Source organism: Arthrobacter cheniae (assembly GCF_003602275.1).
Lineage (GTDB): Bacteria > Actinomycetota > Actinomycetes > Actinomycetales > Micrococcaceae > Arthrobacter_D > Arthrobacter_D cheniae.
Genome location: NZ_QZVT01000001.1, coordinates 1 through 16,605 on the forward strand (window position 1 = coordinate 1; position 16,605 = coordinate 16,605).

Annotated in this window: 17 protein-coding genes, 1 tRNA gene and 1 riboswitch; of the genes, 10 read left to right on the top strand and 8 right to left on the bottom strand. The window is 63.8% G+C overall.

What is annotated here, in order from left to right; translation table 11 throughout:
* The 4 genes from D6T63_RS00005 to D6T63_RS00020 all read left to right on the top strand — a co-directional run.
* Window positions 1–1,052: sensor histidine kinase (locus tag D6T63_RS00005; RefSeq protein ID WP_120147001.1), on the top strand; the 1,052-nt coding region annotated here is incomplete at its 5' end.
* A 300-nt stretch (window positions 1,053–1,352) separates the two neighbouring features.
* Window positions 1,353–1,691: an ArsR/SmtB family transcription factor gene (locus tag D6T63_RS00010; protein WP_120147002.1), complete on the top strand. Its 339-nt coding sequence runs from the start codon at window positions 1,353–1,355 to the stop codon at window positions 1,689–1,691.
* Window position 1,692: 1 nt separating this feature from the next.
* A complete protein-coding gene (locus D6T63_RS00015) occupies window positions 1,693–2,337 on the top strand; it encodes a dihydrofolate reductase family protein (protein ID WP_120147003.1) in 645 nt (214 codons plus the stop codon).
* Window positions 2,338–2,345: 8 nt separating this feature from the next.
* Window positions 2,346–2,807: an SRPBCC domain-containing protein gene (locus tag D6T63_RS00020; protein ID WP_120147538.1), complete on the top strand. Its 462-nt coding sequence runs from the start codon at window positions 2,346–2,348 to the stop codon at window positions 2,805–2,807.
* A 150-nt stretch (window positions 2,808–2,957) separates the two neighbouring features.
* Here D6T63_RS00020 and D6T63_RS00025 read toward each other — a convergent pair whose 3' ends face one another.
* The 4 genes from D6T63_RS00025 to thiE all read right to left on the bottom strand — a co-directional run bounded on the left by D6T63_RS00025 (window position 2,958) and on the right by thiE (window position 7,495).
* The gene (locus D6T63_RS00025) at window positions 2,958–4,091 is read right to left on the bottom strand and encodes a glutamate--cysteine ligase (RefSeq protein ID WP_120147004.1); all 1,134 of its coding nucleotides are present in this window, start codon (window positions 4,089–4,091) and stop codon (window positions 2,958–2,960) included.
* A gap of 335 nt (window positions 4,092–4,426) precedes the next feature.
* Window positions 4,427–5,827, bottom strand: a complete 1,401-nt coding sequence (locus tag D6T63_RS00030; RefSeq protein ID WP_120147539.1) for a M20/M25/M40 family metallo-hydrolase — start codon at window positions 5,825–5,827, stop codon at window positions 4,427–4,429.
* A 510-nt stretch (window positions 5,828–6,337) separates the two neighbouring features.
* Window positions 6,338–6,411 (bottom strand) — tRNA-Met (locus D6T63_RS00035).
* 349 nt (window positions 6,412–6,760) lie between these two features.
* Complete coding sequence (gene thiE, locus D6T63_RS00040) at window positions 6,761–7,495, bottom strand: thiamine phosphate synthase (protein WP_120147005.1); 735 nt, start codon at window positions 7,493–7,495, stop codon at window positions 6,761–6,763.
* An 11-nt stretch (window positions 7,496–7,506) separates the two neighbouring features.
* Window positions 7,507–7,639, top strand: a riboswitch (TPP riboswitch).
* On the opposite strand from thiE, the gene thiO reads away from it, so the two are divergent.
* From thiO to D6T63_RS00065, 5 genes are all read left to right on the top strand, one after another.
* Entirely contained in the window at window positions 7,636–8,889 is a 1,254-nt protein-coding gene (gene thiO, locus D6T63_RS00045) for a glycine oxidase ThiO (RefSeq protein ID WP_407923693.1), read from the top strand. Its footprint overlaps the riboswitch before it by 4 nt.
* Window positions 8,886–9,122 carry a sulfur carrier protein ThiS gene (gene thiS, locus D6T63_RS00050; RefSeq protein ID WP_120147007.1) on the top strand — a complete coding sequence of 79 codons (237 nt, stop codon included), beginning with the start codon at window positions 8,886–8,888 and terminating at the stop codon, window positions 9,120–9,122. The genes thiO and thiS overlap by 4 nt, the downstream gene beginning before the upstream one ends.
* Before the next feature lie 4 nt (window positions 9,123–9,126).
* Window positions 9,127–9,903: a thiazole synthase gene (locus D6T63_RS00055; RefSeq protein ID WP_120147008.1), complete on the top strand. Its 777-nt coding sequence runs from the start codon at window positions 9,127–9,129 to the stop codon at window positions 9,901–9,903.
* A 203-nt stretch (window positions 9,904–10,106) separates the two neighbouring features.
* The gene (locus D6T63_RS00060) at window positions 10,107–10,466 is read left to right on the top strand and encodes a YciI family protein (RefSeq protein ID WP_120147009.1); all 360 of its coding nucleotides are present in this window, start codon (window positions 10,107–10,109) and stop codon (window positions 10,464–10,466) included.
* 23 nt (window positions 10,467–10,489) lie between these two features.
* Window positions 10,490–11,797, top strand: coding sequence for an RNA polymerase sigma factor (locus D6T63_RS00065; protein ID WP_235830446.1), 1,308 nt, complete (start codon window positions 10,490–10,492; stop codon window positions 11,795–11,797).
* A gap of 357 nt (window positions 11,798–12,154) precedes the next feature.
* On the opposite strand, the gene D6T63_RS00070 is transcribed toward D6T63_RS00065, so the two are convergent.
* The 3 genes from D6T63_RS00070 to D6T63_RS00080 all read right to left on the bottom strand — a co-directional run bounded on the left by D6T63_RS00070 (window position 12,155) and on the right by D6T63_RS00080 (window position 14,992).
* On the bottom strand, window positions 12,155–12,925 hold the full coding sequence (locus D6T63_RS00070) for a DUF2306 domain-containing protein (protein WP_235830448.1): 771 nt from the start codon (window positions 12,923–12,925) through the stop codon (window positions 12,155–12,157).
* Window positions 12,926–12,983: 58 nt separating this feature from the next.
* Window positions 12,984–13,847, bottom strand: coding sequence for a DUF4389 domain-containing protein (locus D6T63_RS00075; protein ID WP_328588635.1), 864 nt, complete (start codon window positions 13,845–13,847; stop codon window positions 12,984–12,986).
* Between the two features lie 137 nt (window positions 13,848–13,984).
* Window positions 13,985–14,992 (bottom strand): NAD(P)-dependent alcohol dehydrogenase, encoded by a 1,008-nt coding sequence (locus tag D6T63_RS00080; protein ID WP_235830450.1) that lies wholly within the window; start codon window positions 14,990–14,992, stop codon window positions 13,985–13,987.
* Window positions 14,993–15,104: 112 nt separating this feature from the next.
* Between D6T63_RS00080 and D6T63_RS00085 the strand changes: the two genes are divergently transcribed.
* The gene (locus D6T63_RS00085; RefSeq protein ID WP_120147541.1) at window positions 15,105–15,803 is read left to right on the top strand and encodes a TetR/AcrR family transcriptional regulator; all 699 of its coding nucleotides are present in this window, start codon (window positions 15,105–15,107) and stop codon (window positions 15,801–15,803) included.
* 16 nt (window positions 15,804–15,819) lie between these two features.
* Here D6T63_RS00085 and D6T63_RS00090 read toward each other — a convergent pair whose 3' ends face one another.
* Window positions 15,820–16,578, bottom strand: a complete 759-nt coding sequence (locus tag D6T63_RS00090) for a DUF4386 domain-containing protein (RefSeq protein WP_120147013.1) — start codon at window positions 16,576–16,578, stop codon at window positions 15,820–15,822.
* Window positions 16,579–16,605: the final 27 nt, after the last annotated feature.

Genomic DNA, 16,605 nt, shown 5'->3' on the forward strand with positions numbered 1-16,605 from the left:
AATGGGCCCGTCTGCTTCTTGAAGGAGGGCCGGCGACAGCCACCCTTGAATCCCAAACTGCGGAAGAAAACGAGTACGAGGCCGATTCGGGCGAACTCGTCGAAGTCTACGTCCGTTCCACCTCCCAAACCGGCGCCCCGATGATCTTCGAAACATACTCGTCAGGCGCGGGAGTGCGCCGCGAACAGCAATCGGTCCTGGTAGGCATGATTCCACCGACCTTGCTGTCATTGGCAGCCCTACAATTAGCGCAGCTGATTCCGGCCGTCCGCCTGGCACGCAAGATCCAGGACCATCAAGCCACGCGTACCGCGTTGTTGCACTGCGCCATCGAAGCGTCGGATCAGGAGCGCCGGCAAATCGCCACCGAACTCCACGACGACGTCATCCAGGACCTCTCCGGGCTGGCATACGCCCTGGAATCAGAAGAACGCCGCGGTCCACCCTCGCTGGGCCCTGTCTTCACGAACGCCCGGACGATGCTGCAGAACGATATCCGCCTCCTGCGCGCCATGACCAGCGAGCTCTACCCCCCTGACCTCGAGGAGCTCGGACTGAAGGCCTCCCTCATGCGACTGGAGGCACCACTGGTAGAGCGCGGAATCGCCTTCAGAATCGACATCCCGGACAAATTGGTGCTAGATCGGGACCACACAGTCCTGGTCTACCGCGTGGCACGCGAAGCGTTGGTCAACGCCACCAAGCATTCCTCCGCGCAATCGGTACACATTCGGATCCGACAAACGAACCGGCAAACCCTCATCACAGTCTCGGACGACGGTATCGGCTTCAACCCGATCGAGCCCTGCCCGGAAGGCCACTTCGGCCTCAGGATCCTCGGAGACACCATCCGACAAGCCGGGGGCTCCCTCGAAATACGCTCCGCGCCGGGTACTGGCACGTCCGTCACCGCGACCTTCAGCGTCATTGCTCCCACCGTCAATTTGATCGGGAAAACCTTTTCGCGCTCCTCACCTATGAACTCCTCTACACGGAATAGGCGACGAACGAGTGCAGGCCCAGCACCATTCCCCCTGCCGGCCAAACGATGAGCATCGACACTGACCACGGCTGGCCCGGCATCAGACAGGGGGTTGACGAGCCCGATTCTGAACGCTGGAGAACCGGAACCCATCAGGAAATGGGCTCTTTTGGTGTTACTCGGGCAGAAGGAGCCCAAGGTTCAGCGTCGTTGCTAGCCGGGGCTGGTAGTTGAGTTTCTAAGCGTCGGGTCCATCAAGTAGTAACCGCCTTGGTCCGGGCGATCCGGCTTGTTGATGAACTCTAAATTTCAGTTCGTCCACTGGCTGGGCCGCTTGACGACTCCCTACCCTTCGGTAATAGTTAGGCATGTGCCTAACTATTACGACAAGCTCGATTCCGTGCTCCGCGCTCTCGCGGATCCTACGCGCCGGGCCATCGTCGAACGGCTGGCGAAGTCCCCAGCCGTCGTGTCCGAACTCGCGGCACCGTTCTCGATGGCGTTGCCGTCGCTCATGCAGCACCTGCGTCTCCTCGAAAACGCGGGTTTGGTCACGTCGCAGAAGCAAGGACGCGTGCGCACTGTGAGCCTGCGGCCGGGCGCCCTCGACGTCCTGCACCTGTGGCTCGGTGAGCAACGAACCTCCGCCGAACGCCAAGCCGACCGGCTCGGCATGCACCTGATTCGCGCCACCCCAAAGGAAACCTGACATGACCCGCATCCGCATGAGCCTGTTCACTTCGCTGGACGGCTACACCTCGACAACCGGCCTTTCCCTCGAGAATCCGATGGGTGAGGATTGGGGGCGCCTCACGGAGGCGTATATCGCGACCCGCACGATGCAAGAGCGCTTCGGCGAGACCAACGGCACCGGCACGACCGGCATTGAGGACTCCTACGCCGCTGCGTTCTTCGAGGGCGTAGGCGCCGAGATCATGGGCGCAACAATGTTCGGCCTGACCGCATATCCCGGCGATCCGGACTGGAAGGGCTGGTGGGGTGAGCGGCCGCCATTCGGGACCCCGGTCTACGTCCTTACCCACACCGCACCGCGTCCGCCGATCCCGATGGAGGGTGGTACGACGTTCCACTTCCGCAGTGGCTCGATCGAGGACGTGCTTGCCGAGGCGACCGACGCCGCGGGCGGCCTGGACGTGCGCGTGGGCGGTGGAGTCGGCACCGCGCGCGATTTCCTGCGCGCGGGTCTGGTCGATGAGTTGCATCTCTTGATGGCCCCGGTTGTTCTCGGCCGGGGAACTCGACTATGGGACGACCTACCCAGCCTCGACCTGACCCATAAGGTGACGACGGAAGTGGCCGAGAGCGGCACGATCCACGTCACCTTCAGGCGATAGGCATGCACATGACGATCGAACGCCGACTCGCCCGCGCGGAGTTCACCCTTACCCGCGATTACCCCGTTCCCCTCGAGCGCGTTTGGGATGCCTTCGCCATAGAGGACCAGAAGCTGCACTGGTTTGGCGGCGGCGACACCGTCGAGACCGGCGTGTGGGTGTTCGACTTCCGCGTCGGCGGACGCGACATCGACGAGGGTGCGTTTCACGGCGGTCCGGTCTCGCGGTACGAGGCAACCTACACCGACATCGTGGAGCATGACCGGATCGTCACGACGTACGACATGTGGATCGACGGCGCCCACATGTCGACGTCGGTGGCGTCGTACGAGTTCGAACCGATCGACGAGGGCACCCGGTTCACGCACGTCGAGCACGGCGTCTTCTTCGACCAGTTCTGGGCCGACGGGCCGAACCGCGAGGAAGGCTACCGTGGCCTGCTCGAGGCTCTAGGTAACTACCTCGCGTGACGTATCTTCCAGGAGTGTGCGGAGACTGAGCAGCCAGGTTGCCGTCCAGGTCGAATGTTCTCCTGCGGTGATCGGGGTCTCCGCAGGGTGTGGGCTGATCCGCCCTCGCTTCCGCGCCGCTGGCTGCCGCAGCCGTGCCCCGGCCGCGCCTTAGCTGCGGGGAAGTGAGAGCCGGTGAGGCATCTCGTGCCGCCTGCTCAGGGACCCCAGCTGAAGGTTGCTGACGAAAACACTGTCGGCCACGACGTCGCGCAGGTCCCCGTTCTGCCGGTAGGCGGCCCGCTGCCGCCGCGCACCGGTTCCCCGCGCAAGGACCTGCCGCACCAACGATTCCACAAGCACCGCTTCGCCCTGTTCCTTGAGGACCGGACGGACCTCGGCGAGGAGAGCGGAGATGACCGAGGCGGCTTCCATCGGCTCTTTCCGCACAGGATGGAGCAGGTCGCCGTCCATCCCGGACCTGCCTGCACGCCAGGCTGCCAAACGGAGCTGGGCCGTCGGAACCGGAAGGGGCGGCTCCCCGGCGCGCCACTGGCGGGCGGCGGTCTCAACGAGGGCCCGGATCAGCGCGGCCAGGAGCACGGTGTCGTCCGGGTGCAGGCACACATCCCCGATGCGCACCTCGACGGTTGGATGGTTGTGGCTGAGCCTGGCATCGAAGTAGATCTGTCCCAGATCAAGTGGGACCCCCGTGAGAAGGTGGTCCCTGACGCACTGGTGGTAGTTCTCGGCCGTTCCGAAGATGTCACACGGGCCCGCCAGCGGCCACCGGTTCCAGGCCTGGGACCGGAAACTCGCATATCCGGTGTCCTCGCCGTTCCAGAACGGGGAGTTCGCGCTGAGCGCCGCCAGGACCGGAAGCCAGATGCGGATCCGGTCAAGCACCGCCACCCCCTCCTCATCCGAGACCACGGCGACGTGGACATGGCAGCCGCAGGTGAGCTGCTCCCGGGCGGTCAGGGCGAACCTGTCCATCATGGCCTGATAGCGCAGACCGGGGCTCACCCGGGACCGGACCGGAAGCGGGGACATCGCCACCGCCGCGGTCCTCGCGCCGAGGGCCCGCGCAGCGGAGTCCGCAGCGGCCCGGCAGGCGCCGACCTCGGCCGCCAGGTCCTCCAGGGAGAGGTGGGGGCGGGTGCAAACCTCTATCTGCTCCTGCTTCATCTCACTGACCAGGCCACCGCCCACCCCGGACCCCTGAAGGGCCTGCGCCAACGGCAGGGCCTGCCCGTTCACCTCATCGACAATCAGGAATTCTTCCTCCACGCCAACGGTGCGCATCAGCGTCCCTCCGGAGGCCCGGAGTCGGCAGAGAACCGGGAGGAAAGCGCGGGATACGCATCATGCAGCCGCAGGGAGTGGGGCGAGCGAGGCAGAATGGCCATGGGCTACTCCCGAACCGGAGAACCACAGGCCCGTTGCTGAACCTCACGTGGTGGTAGAACACAAAGGATAAGCCCGCTTATCAGTCGGTACAAGGGTGGCCGCATCCCCTCAGCCAGGTTGATCCGCGTCGCCGGACGGCACTTCAGGAGCCGGAGGAATGAGCGAAACGTCCCGGTCACGGCAGGCCACGGTTCAGCCCCGCGCCTCACCCGGCCGGCCGGTGGCCGGAGTCAGGGTCGCTCCGGGTCATGTCGGCCGAGTTCCTCCCAGAGGAAGGCCAGCGTCGCTGCGCCGGCTTTCAGGACGTCCACGCGGACGCTCTCATCGCTGTCGTGCCAGTTGTCTTCCACGAGTCCCGTTCCGAAGAAGACAACGGGAACCTTCAGCGTCGATGAGAGCAGATCGGCGGGTCCGCCGCCGGCGTTTCCCATTCGCCCCACCGCCTCGGTCCTGAAGCCTTTGGCCATTGCTTTCGAAAGACTCTCCAGCACCGGGTTATTCGGAGTTCTATAGAACTCCTGCGCCGTTTCGGTGTCGAGGGACAATCGGTAGGTGTAGCCGTCGCTGATGGGTGCTTCCACCCACCGCCGCACCTGATCCGCCACGTCCTGGACTTTCTGGCCGGCGACAGTACGGATGCTGAGGTCTGCGGCCGCCATGGACGGAACAGCCGCACGCTTCACACCTATTGGATCCCCTGCTGCAAGGGCGATGACTTCCAACGCCGGGCGCTCCCACAGCCGCTCAAAGACCGTGTAGCCTTCCTCCCCCAGAATGCTCCGGGTGTGTGAGCGATCAAGCCAGTCCTGCGGGTCGAACGGCAGGGCCGCCAGCTCGGCCCGGCGGGATGGCGACACTTCTTCGACGTCGTCGTAGAACCCCGGAAAGGTGATTCTCCCCTTGTGGTCATGAAGCCGTCCGAGCAGCCTGCTCAGTTCGAGGGCCGCGTTGGGAGCTGTCCCGGACACGGCGCCGCTGTGAATGTCTGTGAGCGGGCCGTGGATCTCGATGCGTACGCCCAGCATGCCGCGGATGCTGGTGCAGATGGCAGGGCTCTCCGCCTGCCACAGCAGAGTGTCGGAAAAAACCACAGCGTCCGCCTCGAGCCGGGACCGGTTGTTGTGGAGGAGGTTTTCGAGCCCGGGCGATCCAGCCTCTTCCTCACCCTCGATGATCAGCTTGAGGTTTACCACCGGAGCCGAGCGCCCCGTCGCATTCAAGTGGGCGCGGACCCCCCAGAGGTGGGCCATCACCTGGCCCTTGGCATCGGAGCTTCCGCGGCCATACAGCCTGCCATCCCGAAGTACCGGCTCGAATGGGGAGGTCTGATCCCAATTCTCTTCCTTGACCGCCCGCACATCATGGTGGCTGTAGATCAAAATGGTGGGAGCACCAGGAGCATCGCACCATTCAGCGAAAACCGTTGGGCCCTCGGCCCCCTCCCAGATCTCTGTAATCGGGAATCCGGTATCGCGAAGCTCACCGGCCAGCCAATTGGCGGAGCGGGTCAGATGGTGTTTGCGCTCGGCCACCCCGGCAACGGACGGAATGCTGACCCACTGAGCGAGACGCTCCAGGAGCAGGGGCGTGTGTGCGTCAATGTAGTTCCGAACGTCATCGTCAGCTTCCATCGGTGCTCCCGTCGATTCGCTCAGGTGGCTCTTCGCCGGATCCGGCATGCGGGGTTCGGGTCGTTGGGTGCGTGGCGTCCACCGCGTCCAATATCACCGCGTTGACGCTGTGGGCGTTTCTCATCGTTCGGCGTTGCCTGCGGGAGCCGGTGCAGATTTCGTCAGCCTACCTGCCGAAAAAGGTCATCGGAAGAACAAATTTGAATGCACCGGGGGCGGCCCTTTAGGCCTTCGAGCATTCCATTCCAGCAGCAGGAGCGCGAGCAGAAAGCTACTGCTCATCTCGATCCTCAGGCCTTCTCACGCACCGGTCTGATCGGACGACTGGGAGGGCGAGCAATACCTGGCCGTGTGCGGGAGGTGGGCCGTGTAGGCCGAGAACGGAGTCAGTCAGGGAGGACTCGAGTGATCCGTCCCGATTCCGGAATTGAGAGGTCGCGCGTTGTCTTGAACCCGACGTGATTAAGGTAGGGCACCTACTGAACAGAATCGTCAGTAGGTGCCCTGTTGTTGCGGGGACAGGATTTGAACCTGTGACCTCTGGGTTATGAGCCCAGCGAGCTACCGAACTGCTCCACCCCGCGGCGCATGATCGACCTTACGGGCCGCACGGTGAATACACCAATCAGAGGCACCCTGGGACATGGAGCCTCGCGTTTCTCGCTCCGCTGACCGAGCACGAGCAGCGCTCACCTTGCTTGCAAGGAGCAAGTGACCCCTCCCCCGCTGAATGGCCGAGTCGGCAGTGAGGGGGCACCCTTTGGCCAGGGGTCAGGCGGGCTGTGGCGCGCGTTCGAAGGAGCTGACCGGCTGGCTAGGGTCCCGGGCACCCGCTAACCCGTGTGCGGGAAGGCATCAGGCCCATGCTTCGACCCGGGCTGTGCTTTCTTCCACCGACCGATCCTCGGCTCCGGTAGTAGCGGGTGCCGGCGTCTAAGACAGCGGCGGAAGCGCTGATTTGAGGGATTCAGCCGCGGAGCACGGATCATTGGCTTCTGTGATGGCTCGTACGACGACGACTCGGCGGGCTCCTGCTTCGATGACGTGGCCGATGGTGGTGTGATCTATTCCGCCGATGGCAAACCAGGCACGCTGAGAGCCGGTTTCGGTCGTGCGTGCTGCTGCGTACTGCACTAGTTCGAGCCCCGCGGCAGCACGTCCGGGCTTTGTGGGGGTGGCCCAAACAGGACCGGCGCAGAAGTAGTCCAGTTCGTCGATGGTCATGGCAGCGTCGACTTGGGCCGGAGTGTGGGTGGAGAGACCGATCACTGGATGGGGGCCCATCAGGTGCCGCGCGGCAGGTAGGGATACATCGTCCTGCCCCACATGTAAGACGTGCGCGCCACTGAGAAGGGCGATATCGGCCCTGTCATTGGCCGAGAATAGTTTGCCGTGCCGTTGCGCAGCTGCGCGGAGAACATCCAAGCAGGCAAGTTCCTCGGCTGCCTCGATGTTCTTGTCGCGGAGTTGGATGATGTCCACGCCTCCTCTGTATGCGGCGTCGACGAAATCGGCGAAGTCGCCTTTTCCTTTCCGCGAATCAGTGCACAGATACAGCTGCGCACTGGCAAGTCTCTGCCTGTACAGGGCTGCCGTATCGCTCGTGGACGACGCCCCGCCATCAAACGGGTTCGACAGGAAGGGAGCGATACCCGCATTGGAAGCCATGCGCCTTAGACTAATGGCTCCACGGGAGCCCGAGTTTCGGCAGTAGCACCACGCTGACCTTATGAGGGCTGAGAGGGCGTTCGACGCCGACCGTATGAACCTGAACCGGTTGATCCCGGCGTAGGAAGGGACCTGTGACTCTGAAGAACCCGGACCGTACCTGCCATACCGTCGTCGTCGGTGCGGGCATCATAGGACTGGCCATCGGCTGGGAGGCCAGTCGCCGCGGCCACCGGGTCACCCTGGTAGATCCTGCGCCCGCTTTCGGAGCGACCCATGCTGCAGCCGGGATGCTGGCCCCCGTCAGTGAGCTTCATTACCAGGAGGAATCCCTACTGGACCTGATGCTGCCCTCGGCCCGGATCTACCAGGAGTTCACCGAGGAGTTGGAGGCCGCTTCCGGGGTCGGAACCGGTTACCAACGAACTCAGACACTGATAGTGGCCATAGACGCGGCGGACCGGCAGGCCCTGACCGACCTGAGCTCTGTGCAGTTGGGGCTTGGGCTCGAGGTCGAGGAACTCACGACCGGCCGGGCGCGGCGTTTGGAGCCGCTGCTGGGTCCGCAACTGACGGGCGCATGCCTGGTTCCCGGGGATCACCAGGTGGATCCCCGGGCACTGGCTGCAGCCCTCCAAGCAGCATTGGCTAAAAACTCATCGGTGCGCTCGGTGCCGGTTCCAGTTTCCGCGATCATCCACGGCGATGCTGCTGACTCCACGGCTGTAACCGGTGTGCTGCTGGAGGACGGAGAGCGGATCAACGCGGATGAGGTCATCCTGGCCAACGGAATCGGCACGAAGGACATCGCCGGCCTACCGGAGGGGCTACGACTACCCTTGCGCCCGGTGTACGGGGACATCCTCCGAATGCGCGTTCCCGAACATCTCAGACCGCTCGTAACCTCGACGGTCCGCGGACTGGTCCGCGGCTCCCCTGTATATGTGGTGCCTCGGCAGGACGGGACGGTGGTGATCGGCGCCACTCAACGCGAAAACGGGTCCGCCGGTCTCTCTGCCGGCGGTGTGTATGAGCTGTTACGGGATGCGCAGGTGCTGATCCCCGCCGTCGCGGAGCTGGAACTGCTGGAAGCCCTCTGCCGGCCCAGACCCGGGACCCCGGACAATGCGCCTCTGCTCGGCCGGTGCACGAACCCGGACGGTTCCGACGTGCGCGGGCTTGTTATCGCCACCGGCTTCTTCCGACACGGAGTACTACTGGCACCGATTACTGCTCACCTCTGCGCTGACCTGATCACCCGGAAAACACCGCAGATCGACATCAAGCGATTTCGGCCCGGCCGGTTCAGCTCTTCCATGCACATGCCTGAAAACTCTCGGCACAGGGCTTCGCGCCACAACAGTTCCCCTGACACGGTAAGGACCACCACATGAGCTACACACTGAATGGGCGGGCCAGGGACACTGTGCCGGTTTTCACCCTCAAGCATCTGGTCGCCGAGATCACCGGGCGGGAGCTGAGCGATACCGGGCAGCCACTGGATGAGCGGCGACTGGGGGTAGCCGTCGCGGTCAACGCCGAGGTCGTACCCCGTCACCGGTGGGCCGGAGTAACCATCAACGACGGAGACGACATCGAAGTTCTGACCGCCGTCCAGGGAGGATGAGACGATGCCTGACAACGACGCGTTAGAGATCGACGGGGTTGCCTTTACCTCGCGGCTGATCATGGGGACCGGCGGAGCGCCGAGCCTGGAAGGTTTGGGGGCGGCACTGGCCGCATCGGAGACGGAACTGACAACCGTGGCACTACGGCGCTACACCGCGGAGGCCGGCAGTTCGCTCTTTGAACTACTCGATGAGCAAGGGATCCGGATCCTCCCGAACACCGCGGGGTGTTTCACTGCCCGTGAGGCGGTCATGACCGCTGAGATGGCGCGGGAGGCACTGGCAACGGACTGGGTGAAACTGGAAGTCATCGCCGACGAACAGACCCTGCTACCGGATGCGCTGGAACTTGTCGAGGCTACCGAAACGCTCGTAAAGAAGGGCTTCAAGGTCTTCGCCTACACGAACGACGATCCCGTTCTTGCCCGACGGCTGGAACAACTCGGAGCAGCAGCCGTGATGCCATTGGGATCGCCCATCGGAACGGGACTGGGCATCCTCAACCCCCACAACATAGAACTGATCGCCTCGAGGGCAACAGTTCCGGTAGTTCTCGATGCAGGGATCGGTACCGCATCCGACGCCGCCCTCGCCATGGAACTGGGCTGCGATGCGGTTCTGCTCGCCACAGCAGTAACCAGAGCACAAGACCCAACAAGAATGGCGACAGCCTTCAAGCACGCCGTCATCGCCGGCAGGCTCGCTTCGCGAGCCGGCCGGATACCCCGACGGACCCACGCACAAGCCTCCTCCCCCATCAGGGACCGCGCCGACGCCTGACATCGCGGGATTCGCCATCGGGAGTGCAGGTTCGAGACCGCCTTGTCCTGACCGAGGAACAGGTCGATCAGGTCGCAACAACGTGCTTCGAGTCCATCGCAGATGAATGCGCGGAAGATGGGTGCGGTTGCATGTCGAGAACCGACCATCCGGCTCCGACCTCTTCATGTAGGCACCACGGAACCCCAACCAAGGAGTCGAAGATGAAATACATGATCATGATGTTCGGATCAGCCGAAGGCATGACGCAAACCGCGGACCCGGCATGGATCCAGGAGATGATCGGGTTCATGATCCAGATCGACAAGGACCTGACAGAATCCGGCGAGTTGGTGTTCAACGCCGGCCTGGCTGACGGCAGCACCGCGAAAACCGTCAGAAAGACCGACCACGGCGTGATCGCTACCGACGGTCCCTACGCGGAGTCCAAGGAATCCCTCATCGGGTACTGGGTGGTGGATGTAGCAAGCGAGGAAAGGGCACTCGAAATCTGCTCCAGCATCGTCAAGTATTCCGGCACGGTGGAGTTGAGGGTTGTTCAGGACGGACCCCCGGATGTCTGACGACCGATAAGGGCGGCCACATCGTGACACAGGAAAGCCCGCCCCTGGAGGACCTGCTGCGCACGCTCGCGCCGCAGGTCCTTGGCGTGCTCACCCGCCGCAACGGCCAGTTCGACGCCTGCGAGGACGCCGTCCAGGAAGCACTGCTGGAAGCATCCCTCCAATGGGCGCAGGGTGGCCTTCCGGATAATCCGTACCACTGGCTGATGACCGTTGCCCAACGGCGCCTGGTGGACCAGTGGCGAAGCGAAAGCGCCCGGCGCCGTCGAGAGGGAACGTTCACCCTGCAGTTCTCCACCCGGCAGCCTGCGGGAGGCGCGCCCGACTCCTGGCCAGGCGACGAGGTGGTGACACCGGATGCCGATGACACCCTGATGCTCCTGTATCTATGCTGTCATCCGGCCCTTTCACCGCCCTCACAACTTGCCCTGACGCTGAGGGCCGTGGGAGGCCTGACCTGCGCGCAGATCGCCAGCGCCTTTATGGTTCCCGAGGCAACCATGGCCCAGCGGATCAGCCGGGCAAAGGGCAGCATCACACGAGCAGGCGCCCGTTTCGAAGTCCCCACGCCCGCCGAAACAATGGCGAGGACCGCCGTCGTGCAGCAGGTTCTCTACCTCATCTTCAACGAAGGATACGCCGCAAGCTCAGGACGATCCCTGCAACGGACGGACCTCACCGGTGAAGCCATCCGGCTTACCCGGCTGCTGCTGGACGTAACTCCGGCGACGAACGTGGCCCGGGCAGAGACATGTGGCCTGCTTGCCCTTATGCTGCTGACCGATGCCAGGCGATCCGCCCGCACCTTGGCCGACGGCGCCCTCGTCCCGCTCTCTGAGCAGGACCGAAGTCTCTGGGATGCCGGCCAGATTCGTGAAGGGGTCCTCCTCCTGACAAGTACCTTGGGCAAGGTTCCGATTGGTCCATACCAGGTGCAGGCGGCTATCGCAGCCATCCACGACGAAGCCTCGAGTGTGGAGGATACGGACTGGCCCCAGATCCTGGCGCTCTACGAAGTACTGGAGCAGGTGGCACCGAGCCCGATCGTGACACTGAACCGTGCCGTCGCCGTCGCCATGGTCAAGGGACCCCTCGCGGGATTGGCAGTGCTGGGTACGGTCGAGAAAGACCCGCAGCTGGCCCGCAGCCACCGCCCCCTCGCAGTCCGGGCGCACCTGCTCGAGCTCTCCGGACACGTGGTGGCCGCCCGCGAGGCCTACCTCGTGGCAGCAGCCGCCACGGCGAGTCTCCCGGAGCGCCGCTACCTCGCTGGGCGGGCCGCGCGGCTGACCCAGCAGCCCCACCGACCTCAGGACCACAGCGAGGGTTGAGTCTGATCACGAGTTCGCCCGGCGGCGACTCGTGCAGCGGGCCGACCCGTCCGACCACCCTCACGACACAGCCAGAAGCGAATCCGCACCCGTAACTTCGCTCTCCCGCGGCCGCATCAAGGGGGTGCGACAAGGAGCATGGCAGTAAGGATCCCGGCGGATCCCGGCGGGCGAAGAACCGGCCACGACCCACCCGATACGCCACCTCCCTTCGAATTTCAACTGCGCCGCCGTTCAGGGCCGTCGTCGTCAGGGGCAGGGTGGGAGCCCGGGAACCGAGTACGGGGGCCACCGTGCGGAGGAGCTTCGGTGGGTCACGAAGATGAGGCACCTGGATGAGCCCGTCCGTTTCTGCCCCTAGAGAGAGGGCTCCGGTTCGGGCTCGACAGGGAGGGCGGGAGCATGAGGGATCCGGGGCGACGCTAAGGCCCGCCGATGAATGACGTATTCGCCCACCGCCACGCTGATGACCCATGATGCTCCGATGAGAAGCGCGCGGGTCAGCTCGTCCACCGGGCCGATGAGGAGAACCCATGGAATCGTCACGACGACGATGGTTCCCTGGGCGATGCCGATGGCGTAGGCGCGGGTCATCCACTCGCTGTGCCGAACGTAATCATGACGGCGGACGGCGAGGAATCCCAGGACGAGGCTCACGACCATGGCTGACCCGAAGATCAGCCGAAGGACCAGCAGGAGCGGCCCGTCATGAGGTGGGAGGTCGTAGAAGACCGCCATCCACAGACCCGACAGGGCAGCCAGCAAACCGGTGGGAACGAGGATGCGACCGGCCCTCCGGTGCCAGCTGGTCCTGCCCCTCTTACCCCGGCGCAGTGAGGGAACGAACTGGAACGATCCGAGCAGCAGGTAGATGGTGACCGTGGGGATGTGTAGCAGCACGGGAATCGGAGAGTCGAAGAAGCGTGCGTTCTCGGGTGTGATCACGCCTCCGGCCAGTTGGGTCAGGCGCACGGACCCGGCGAGAACGGGGACGAGGCTGAGGAAGATCAGGCTGACGGGTACGAGCCACCGTATCCAGTGCATCCGATCTGGTTTCGGAGGTGGGCCCGGATTCGGAGTGGTTGCGGGGTGCAGCGGTGCGATGACGGGTTTTCTGGTGGATTTCACCGGATGTCCTTTGTCGGATAGGCCGGCGAGGAGATTGTCGGCTCCTGCGAAGTGTCCATCAGATGGCACTACTCAAGGCTTTGGCGGGCGGATCGAGGGGGCCCTGATCCAGCCGGAAGGGTGGGTAGTCGTCGCGCATCAGCGCCGTGTAGGTGATCGTTCGGTAGGCCCACCGATTGATGCCCATGATCAGGTTGAAGAGCCCCAGGCGGTAGACGCCGGTGAACAGCAGGATCACCGCGGTGATGAACACCAGCAAGCCCAGCAGCGACATCCCATTGGTGCCTCCATTAGCTGAGGATGCCCATACGCTGCCGGTCAGTGCCGCGACGATGAGCACATGGGGCAGGGCAAGGAGCCAGGACTTGATCAGGACCTTCCAGTGGGAGAGTTTCTCGGGATAGTCCACCTCGAAGGTGGCCGGGTAATCGGCGTGCGCGAGGGTGAACGGCGGGTACTTGTCCGTGCCCAGGACTCCGTTGGCGTAGAACGCGACCCTCCAGTTCCAGCGCATGACGCCTACCGTGAACTGGAAGAGTGACGCCGGGTAGCGGCCCGTGAACAGGATCATCACCCCTGCCGCGACTGTGACGACCACGAACGCAATGCCGAGAAAGGCGAGCACGATGTAGTGGGGAATGGCCAGGATCCACTTGACGAGCCACATCCACCTCGTGAGGTTGGGATCCAACTGCCCTTCGAGTCGAGCGGGGTAGATTCCTCCTGCGTTTTCGCTGGGCGCAGAGTGGGCTGGGGGAAGCAGTCCACGGCCCAGGCCTGCGGCTCCGGTGATGATCAGCGCCAGCCCGGCGGCAAGTAGGGCAAGGCCGGCGAGGACGGGGCCGGAGTTGGCAAAGACTCCAAGGGATCCTCCGGTCAGCAGGACTCCCGTGATGAGCACCAGCATGTAGGCCGGACTCATCCTTTCGGGCTGTGGACGGGAAGGTTCAAAAGTGTTGGTCGGGACAGTGCTCATGGTCTTGATCCTGGGTTTCTCAATGATCGAACCGGGGTGGAACCTGATGCCACCCCGGCGCTAGCGGCGGGTGGCGGATGCCATCAGACAGTGATGGCGATTTTTGCTCTGGCGTGGTCCTCGACGAAGTAGCGGATCGCTTCAGGGACTTCGCTCAAGGGGTACATTCGGTCGATGGCCGGTGTGACCTGACCGGTTTCGATGAGTTCCCGCAGCACGTCCAGGCTCTCCCTGGCCGACTTCGCGGGGACCGTACGCAGGTTCTGGCTGATGAACCGGGACAGGAGCAATGCCTTCACGATGCGTCTCATCGGTCCGAGGAAGTGGCCGCCGGTGCCGCTGGAGAGGACCAGTGTCCCTTCAAGGGTGAGTGCCTGCCGAAGCGCGGAAAGCGGGTGATTCCCGATCGAGTCGAGAATCAGGTCATAACGAGGTCCGCGCTCCGTGAAGTTCTCCTGCGAATAGTCGATGACATGGTCCGCGCCGAGCGACCGGACCAGCGCGGCATTCCCTGCACTGCACACCCCGGTGACCTCTGCGCCGAGGGCTTTGGCGATCTGGACGGCGAATGTGCCGACGCCACCTGAAGCACCGTTGATCAGGACTTTCTGGCCCGGTTGGATGTTGCCGCCGTCTCTTAGCCCCTGGAGGGCGGTTCTGGCAGATAGAGGAACCGTGGCGGCTTGCTCGAAGGTCAGGTTCGCCGGCTTCAGTGCCAAAAGATGGCTTGGTACGGCCGCGTACTCGGCGAAACCTCCCGCCTCGACTTCGCCATACACCTCATCGCCCGGGAGGAACTCGGAAACGCCCGTGCCTACAGCTTCCACGCGTCCTGCAATGTCCTTGCCCCGCACGATGTTCTTCGGACCGCGCACTCCGAAGGCCAGCCGCGCGATCAGCGGATGACCGCTTGTGTAGACCCAGTCAGCGTGGTTGATCGCGGCCCCATGGATGCGAACCAGTACGTCGCCCTCCTTAACTACCGGCTTGTCGACGTCCTGGTAGGTGAGGACGTCAGCGGTCCCGTACCTGTGCTGCACCACGGCTTTCATGGCGGTGGCCGTTCTGACTGGGCTGGTGCTCGAATGCATAGCTTCCGCCTCGATCGATCGATGAACCTAACAGTGTAAGGTAGCGATTTGAAGTTACCATACGGCGTAAGGTAACGTCTAGGGGATCCCGCGGGGTGCGGATCTGATGGGCATGTCCGAGCCGAGGAGCGTCGTGGGACCAGCGAAGTCGAAGGCAGCTTCCAGGCAACCTGTAACCAGGGATCGGGCAGTCCAGGTAGCTGTCGGTCTCGCCGATGCCGGTGGCCTGGAATCGCTTAGCATGCGCAAGCTCGCCCAGGAACTCAGGGTCGAGGCGATGTCGCTCTACTATCACGTGAAGAGCAAGGACGACCTCATCGATGGAATGGTCGACGTCGTCTTCAGCGAAATCGTCCTGCCCTCCCCCGGGGACGATTGGAGATCGGCCATGCGGCAGCGTGCGGAATCCGCCCGCGCCGTCCTCGCCCGGCACCCCTGGGCGATCGCCCTGATGCGCTCCACACCAGGGGCTGCGACCTTGAAGCATCTTGACGCCACGATCGGGTGCTTGCGCAGTGCTGGATTCTCCCCGGCCATGGCCGGCCACGCCATGTCCCTTCTCGACAGCTTCGTCGACGGTTTTGCCCTCCAGGAGGCCGCCCTGCCACTGGACCCGGCCGGTGGCATGACTGCCGCAACGGAAGACATCCTGGCGCAGCAACAGATGATGACGGACGCCTTCCCGCACCTGGCGGAAATTGCCGAATCGTACATCCTGCAGCCGAACTACGCCTTCGGGAACGAGTTCCTGTTCGGGCTCCGCATCATCCTTGACGGCATCGACGCTGCCCAGGCCTCCGAAGAACCGTGAGGAGACCCGGCCGACGTCAGGCATCTGGGACACCCGCCGGCCGTGTGGGGGCTCCTGCGAGGAGCTGCTGTTCTTTCATGATCGGGCCCACGGTGGTTCGGAGACCCTTGATGAGCAGCCAGAAGATGAGCGCGACTTCACCTATGAAGACAAAACGGGCGACGCCGATCGTGAGATCCGGGGCCAGCACAGCTCCGAAACCATCTGCGAGGTAGCCGAGTCCGGCAATCCCGAGCAGAATGCCGAAGATCTTCGCCATGAACCCCGATCGGAAGGCAAGGTAGCCGACCAGGAGCAGATGCACCGCGAAAAGAACGAGTCCGATGTCCCAGATCCGGTTGAATGACTCGACTGCGAGCAACATCTGCTCCCCTTTTCCGAGGAGCACCGGTACTTCCAGGAGCTGGACTATCGCCACCAGGAAGACCGCGGAGTATGCAAGCCTGAACCAGGCCGCAGTCATTGAGACTGCCCGGTTCACGGAGGCGAACACCTCGAAGAGTGCAGCTGCCACGATGACATCCAGAATGACCACGATGATCAGGCAGGCGATGCCTGAACGGAAGAGTGTCTCCGAAGCGGCGACGTCGACTGCCGTTCTTGATGGGTCCCCGGCCGTCACAAGGGTCTCCACCGGCCCGAAGACACCGTAGATGGAGAAGACGGTCATCAGCAGGAGCGCGCTTCCCGCGATCAAGCTGGGCCTTCGCAGGGAGCCGGAAGCCGGGTGTGCGGGAACCTGCCGGGCGGATTCGCTGGGTGTCAGGACGGACATGATGCCTCTACTTCCAATAAAAGGGGG

What these genes read in the sequence shown, in the direction of transcription:
- D6T63_RS00080 (WP_235830450.1), bottom strand. Translation starts at nt 14,992, where the DNA reads ATGCATTCGAGCACCAGCCCAGTCAGAACGGCCACCGCCATGAAAGCC.
- D6T63_RS00030 (WP_120147539.1), bottom strand. Translation starts at nt 5,827, where the DNA reads ATGGAAGCTGACGATGACGTTCGGAACTACATTGACGCACACACGCCC.
- D6T63_RS00090 (WP_120147013.1), bottom strand. Translation starts at nt 16,578, where the DNA reads ATGTCCGTCCTGACACCCAGCGAATCCGCCCGGCAGGTTCCCGCACAC.
- thiS (WP_120147007.1), top strand. Translation starts at nt 8,886, where the DNA reads ATGAGCTACACACTGAATGGGCGGGCCAGGGACACTGTGCCGGTTTTC.
- D6T63_RS00015 (WP_120147003.1), top strand. Translation starts at nt 1,693, where the DNA reads ATGACCCGCATCCGCATGAGCCTGTTCACTTCGCTGGACGGCTACACC.
- D6T63_RS00020 (WP_120147538.1), top strand. Translation starts at nt 2,346, where the DNA reads ATGACGATCGAACGCCGACTCGCCCGCGCGGAGTTCACCCTTACCCGC.
- D6T63_RS00075 (WP_328588635.1), bottom strand. Translation starts at nt 13,847, where the DNA reads ATGAGTCCGGCCTACATGCTGGTGCTCATCACGGGAGTCCTGCTGACC.
- D6T63_RS00085 (WP_120147541.1), top strand. Translation starts at nt 15,105, where the DNA reads ATGTCCGAGCCGAGGAGCGTCGTGGGACCAGCGAAGTCGAAGGCAGCT.
- D6T63_RS00055 (WP_120147008.1), top strand. Translation starts at nt 9,127, where the DNA reads ATGCCTGACAACGACGCGTTAGAGATCGACGGGGTTGCCTTTACCTCG.
- thiE (WP_120147005.1), bottom strand. Translation starts at nt 7,495, where the DNA reads ATGGCTTCCAATGCGGGTATCGCTCCCTTCCTGTCGAACCCGTTTGAT.
- D6T63_RS00025 (WP_120147004.1), bottom strand. Translation starts at nt 4,091, where the DNA reads ATGCGCACCGTTGGCGTGGAGGAAGAATTCCTGATTGTCGATGAGGTG.
- D6T63_RS00060 (WP_120147009.1), top strand. Translation starts at nt 10,107, where the DNA reads ATGAAATACATGATCATGATGTTCGGATCAGCCGAAGGCATGACGCAA.